Annotated in this window: 4 protein-coding genes; 2 read left to right on the top strand and 2 right to left on the bottom strand. The window is 75.0% G+C overall.

What is annotated here, in order from left to right:
• Positions 1–824 (bottom strand): DUF2510 domain-containing protein (locus tag ACFXA3_RS35750; RefSeq protein ID WP_385194109.1); only part of this gene is annotated, 824 nt, incomplete at its 3' end.
• Positions 825–1092: 268 nt separating this feature from the next.
• On the opposite strand from ACFXA3_RS35750, the gene ACFXA3_RS35745 reads away from it, so the two are divergent.
• Positions 1093–1572, top strand: a complete 480-nt coding sequence (locus ACFXA3_RS35745) for an SsgA family sporulation/cell division regulator (protein ID WP_385194107.1) — start codon at positions 1093–1095, stop codon at positions 1570–1572.
• A gap of 104 nt (positions 1573–1676) precedes the next feature.
• Here the strand turns inward: ACFXA3_RS35745 and ACFXA3_RS35740 are convergent, their stop codons facing one another.
• Positions 1677–3098, bottom strand: a complete 1422-nt coding sequence (locus ACFXA3_RS35740; RefSeq protein ID WP_385194111.1) for an FAD-binding oxidoreductase — start codon at positions 3096–3098, stop codon at positions 1677–1679.
• A gap of 105 nt (positions 3099–3203) precedes the next feature.
• Between ACFXA3_RS35740 and ACFXA3_RS35735 the strand changes: the two genes are divergently transcribed.
• Entirely contained in the window at positions 3204–4763 is a 1560-nt protein-coding gene (locus tag ACFXA3_RS35735) for a hypothetical protein (protein WP_385194105.1), read from the top strand.
• Positions 4764–4777 lie beyond the last annotated feature (14 nt).

The raw sequence follows: 4777 nt of genomic DNA, 5'->3' as shown, positions 1-4777 counted from the left end.
GGCTCCGGCTCGCGCCGGACCGGTGCGTCGGGCCGGGGCGGGGACTGCGGCCACGAGGAGGTGAGCCCGGACCCGGCGCTGCCGCCCGGCGCATCCGGCCACGCGGCCTGAGCGGGAGCAGGGGCGGGAGCGGGCGCGGGGGCGGGGGCGGGGGCGGGGGCCGCAGCCGGGGCGGGGGTCTGGGCGGCCGGGGATCTCGCCGACAGGATGCCCACGGCGTCGGCGGAGCTCCGGGCGGCCGCGGCCTGCGCGGGGAACCGCTCCGCGGTCGCCGCCGTGGCGGCCGGCGTACGGGCGAAGGACACCCCCGGCCCGCGCTCCGCCCGTTCCGGGCGTTCCGCCGCGTCCAGCGGTTCCGGGTGCGGCCCGCGGCCCAGCGAGATCCCTGCCGGACGGGCGGGCGCGTGTCCCGCGTCGGGCTCCGGCTGCGGGGGGTTGCCCCAGGAGACGCGGTGGTCGCGGGGGCCGCCGAAGCCGGACTGGTGCAGGGGATCGGCCTGCCAGGCCGGGGCGGGGGCGGACGGGGGCGCGGGCACGGCGGCCGGTGCGACGGGCTCGGGGCGTGCTCCGGGCCGGGGTTCGGACCGGGGTTCGGGCCGGGATTCGGGCCGGGATTCGGGCCGGGGTTCGGGTTCGGGCAGCGCCTCCGTCACACCGGTCTCGTCCAGGAACACCGGGCCGGTCTCGTCGGTCCGGGCGGCGGGGCGGCTCGTACCCGGCACCCAGTTGAGGCCGTTCCAGTACCGGACGAACCCGGGGATGGACGGATCGGGGTAGTAGCCCTCGCGGGCCGCGTGCTCGCCGTCACCAGGGGAGGCCGTCAATGTCCCCAACTCCGATCGTGGCTTGAGGCTTGTGCAAGGGGAGGACCATAGCCAAGAACCGTGCCCCGACAGGTCCGGTAACGGGAGAATCCAAGCCTTTGAGCGAACCTCGCACCGTGCGGCCATTTTCGGCCATCCGACAGGATCCGGCCAATCCGCGGTTCGGTGCACGAAGTCGCGTCATACCCGGGCACATCGGCGCTCTCTCCGGACGTGGGGCGCGATCCCGGCCCCACGACACGAACCGGAGAACCGAAGTGAGGCCGCCATGCACCACCCCGTCGTCGAACGCGAGCTGGAACTCAAGCTGGTCCTGTCCCCCGAGCGCAGCATCGCCGTCCCGGCCCGGCTGGTCTACCTGACGGAGGACCCGTACGCCGTGCACATCACCTTCCACGCGGACTCCAGCACCCCGGTGAACTGGACCTTCGCCCGCGAGCTGCTGGTCGAGGGGGTGTTCCGCCCGTGCGGCCACGGAGACGTCCGGATCTGGCCCACCAAGGTCGACAACAAGGCCGTCCTCTGCATGGCGCTCACCTCGCCCGACGGCGACGCCCTGCTGGAGGCCCCGGCCGCCGCGGTGTCGGCGTGGCTGGAGCGCACGCTGCGCCTGGTGCCGCCCGGCAGCGAGGCCGAGCGGCTGGGCCTGGACGACGCGCTGGCGGAGCTGCTCGCGCCGACCCCGGCCGACGACCTGTGGATGCGGGATCCGTGGCCGTCGGACGAGTCGGCGGAGGGCGACCTGTGATGCGGGGCCGTCTGCGCCTGGTGCACTCCGTACGCGTCATACCCGGCCTGCCCGGCGCACCCGGTACACCCGGCGTGCGGCCGGACGGGTGGCCGGACGAGTGGTCAGAAGAGCTTGCCGGGGTTGAGCAGGCCGAGCGGGTCGAAGGCCTGCTTGACCGCCTGCTGCATCTCCATTCCCACCGGGCCGAGTTCGCGGGCGAGCCACTCCTTCTTGAGGACCCCGACCCCGTGTTCGCCGGTGATGGTCCCGCCGAGGGACAGCCCCAGCGCCATGATCGCGTCGAAGGACTCGCGGGCCCGGCGCGTCTCGTCCTCGTCCGCCGGGTCGAAGCAGACCACGGGGTGGGTGTTGCCGTCCCCGGCGTGGGCGCAGACCCCGATGAGCAGGTCGTGCGTCCGGGCGATGGCGGCCGTCCCGTCCAGCATCTGCGCGAGCCGCGAGCGCGGTACGCAGACGTCGTCGATCATCGTCGCCGGGCGCAGGGCGTCCAGGGCGGTCAGCGACATCCGGCGGGCCTGGAGCAGCAGTTCGGACTCCGCCTCGTCCTCGGCGGGCACGACGGCGGTGGCCCCGGCGGCGGTGCACAGGTCGCCGACGGCGGCGAGGTCCCCGGGCGCGTGCGGGGTGTCGAAGGCGGCGAGGAGGAGGGCCTCGGTGGAGTCGGGGAGGCCCTCCCCCAAGCTCTCGGCTTCGCTCGAGCCGGGGGGACCCCCACGCCCGAGGGCGTTGACGGCGCGGACGGTCGTACGGTCCATCAGTTCCAGCAGCGAGGGGGTCAGTCCGGCCTCCATGACGGCGCAGACGGCCGCACAGGCGGCCGCGGCCGAGGGGAACTCGGCGGCCAGCGCGAGCTGCCGGGGCGGCGCGGGGCGCAGGGCGAGGACGGCCTGGACGACGACGCCGAGGGTGCCTTCGGAGCCGACGAAGAGCCGGGTGAGGTCGTACCCGGCGACGCCCTTGGCGGTGCGCCGGCCGGTGCGCAGGAGCCGCCCGTCGGCGAGGACCACGTCGAGGCCGAGCACGTACTCGGCGGTGACCCCGTACTTGACGCAGCACAGGCCGCCGGAGGCGGTGCCGATGTTGCCGCCGATCGTGCACTGCTCCCAGCTGGAGGGGTCGGGCGGGTAGTACAGGCCGCGCTCGGCGACGGCCCGTGAGAGCACCGCGTTCACGACCCCGGGTTCGACGACGGCGGTGCGGTCGACGGTGTTGATCTCCAGGATCCGGTCCATCTTGACGAGGGAGAGCAGGATGCAGCCGTCGGAGGCGTTGGCGGCGCCCGACAGACCGGTGCGGGCGCCCTGCGGGACCACGGGGACCCGCAGGGCGGTGGCGGTGCGCAGGACGTGCTGCACCTGTTCGACGGTGCGGGGCAGGGCCACGACCGCCGGGGTGCCGGCGGCGCAGAAGTTCGCCATGTCGTTGGCGTAGGAGGCGGTGACCCCGGGGTCGGTGAGGAGGGCCTCCGCGGGGAGCCCCTGGAGGAGGCTCGTGCGCAGACGTACGGAGAGATCGTCGTCCATGACATCCATGGGCCCAGCGTGGCATTCGGGGCCATCGGTGTGAACACGGCCGCGACGGGCTTCGGACACCTCGGCGAACTCTTCATATTGACGCACAGTGACCCCATGGACCGTATCGACCGTATCGAAGAGGAAGCGCAGCGGCCCGCGCCACCCGTGACCTTCACCGGCCGCAAGACGCTCGTGGCGGCCGGGATCGCGGTCGTACTGATCGCCGGGGCGCTGCTGATCCGGCCGGCCCGCCAGGGTGACGACGCCCGCCCGCCGGGGCCCACCGAGCGGGCCGCGTCGGCGGTCGGCATGGGCGCGCCGGCCGCGGCGGTGGACCTGACGGCGCTGGTCGCGGACCGGGAGAAGTGGGTCGCGGGCCACGCGAAGGACGACGCGTCCTGGGCGGTGCTCGGCGCGGCCTATCTGGAGCAGGCGCGCCGGACGGCGGAGCCCGCCTGGTACCCGAAGGCCGAGCAGGCGCTGAAGCGGTCGCTGGAGATCCGCCCGGCCGAGAAGGGCAACTTCGACGCCATGACGGGCATGGGCACGCTCGCCAACGCCCGGGGCGATTTCGGTACGGGGAAGAAGTGGGGCGAGCTCGTACGGGCGCAGGCGCCGAAGCGGTGGAGTTCGTACCCGGTGCTGGTCGACGCGTACACGGGCCTGGGCGACTACAAGGGCGCCGAGCGGTCGATGGAGCAGCTGCTGGACCTGCGGCCGGGACTGGCGGCGTTCGTCCGGGCCTCGCAGGTCTACCGGGACCGCGGCTGGCGCGAGGACGCCACGATGGCGATGGAGCATGCGGGGGGTGCGGCGAAGTCCCCGGCGGAGAAGGCGTACGTGCTGTTCCGGCTCGGGGAGCTGTCCTGGGAGCGGGGGGACGCGGCGGAGGCGCTGCGCCAGTACGAGGGCGCGCTGCGGGCGGACCCGGCGCAGGCGCAGGCGCTGGGCGGCCGGGCCCGGGCGCTGGCCGGGCTGGGCCGGGGCGGAGAGGCGGTCCGGGACTACCGGATGGCGCTGGGCCGGGCGCAGGTGCCGGGGCTGGCGCTGGAGCTGGGCGAGCTGCTGGACGCGCTGGGCCGCGGCGACGAGGCGAAGGCCCCGTACGACATGCTGCGCGCGGCGGCTGCGCGGGGCGCGGCGGACGGGGTGAACGAGACGGTGGTCCTCGGCCTGTTCGAGGCGGACCACGGGGATCCGGCGACGGCCGTGCGGCGGCTGACTCAGGAGTGGTCGCGGCACAAGAACATGCAGGTGGCGGATGCGCTGGCGTGGGCGCTGCACAAGTCGGGCGATGACGCGGGGGCGCTGGAGTACGCGAAGAAGTCGACGGACCGGGGGGTGCGCAGCGCGGAGTTCGCGTTCCACCGGGGGATGATCGAGCGGAGCCTGGGCGACGACGCCGGAGCGCGCCGCTACCTGCAGGAGGCGCTGCGGACGAACCCGCGGTTCTCCCCCGTGCGGGTTGCGCAGGCGAAGGAGGCCCTGGAGTCGATCGGCCAGCCTCCGGCGGGCGGCCCGGAGAACATGCAGCCGCGCACCCCGTGGGTGGCGCCGGAGCTCCCGAAGGCGGCGAAACCGAAGCCGGCCGCGGCGAAACCGAAGCCGCCCGCTCCCGCCCCCGCCCCGAAGCCCAGGCCGTCCGGGCAGCCGGGCCCGCCGGCCAGGACCTGAGCCGCGTCCGGCCC

Origin of the sequence: Streptomyces sp. NPDC059456 (genome assembly GCF_042750055.1) — a bacterium.
Classification (GTDB): domain Bacteria; phylum Actinomycetota; class Actinomycetes; order Streptomycetales; family Streptomycetaceae; genus Streptomyces.
This window is presented reverse-complemented; position numbering and strand designations above follow the sequence as displayed.

Coding starts and splice junctions, on each gene's coding strand:
- ACFXA3_RS35745 (WP_385194107.1), top strand. CDS start 1,093: ATGCACCACCCCGTCGTCGAACGCGAGCTGGAACTCAAGCTGGTCCTG.
- ACFXA3_RS35740 (WP_385194111.1), bottom strand. CDS start 3,098: ATGGACGACGATCTCTCCGTACGTCTGCGCACGAGCCTCCTCCAGGGG.
- ACFXA3_RS35735 (WP_385194105.1), top strand. CDS start 3,204: ATGGACCGTATCGACCGTATCGAAGAGGAAGCGCAGCGGCCCGCGCCA.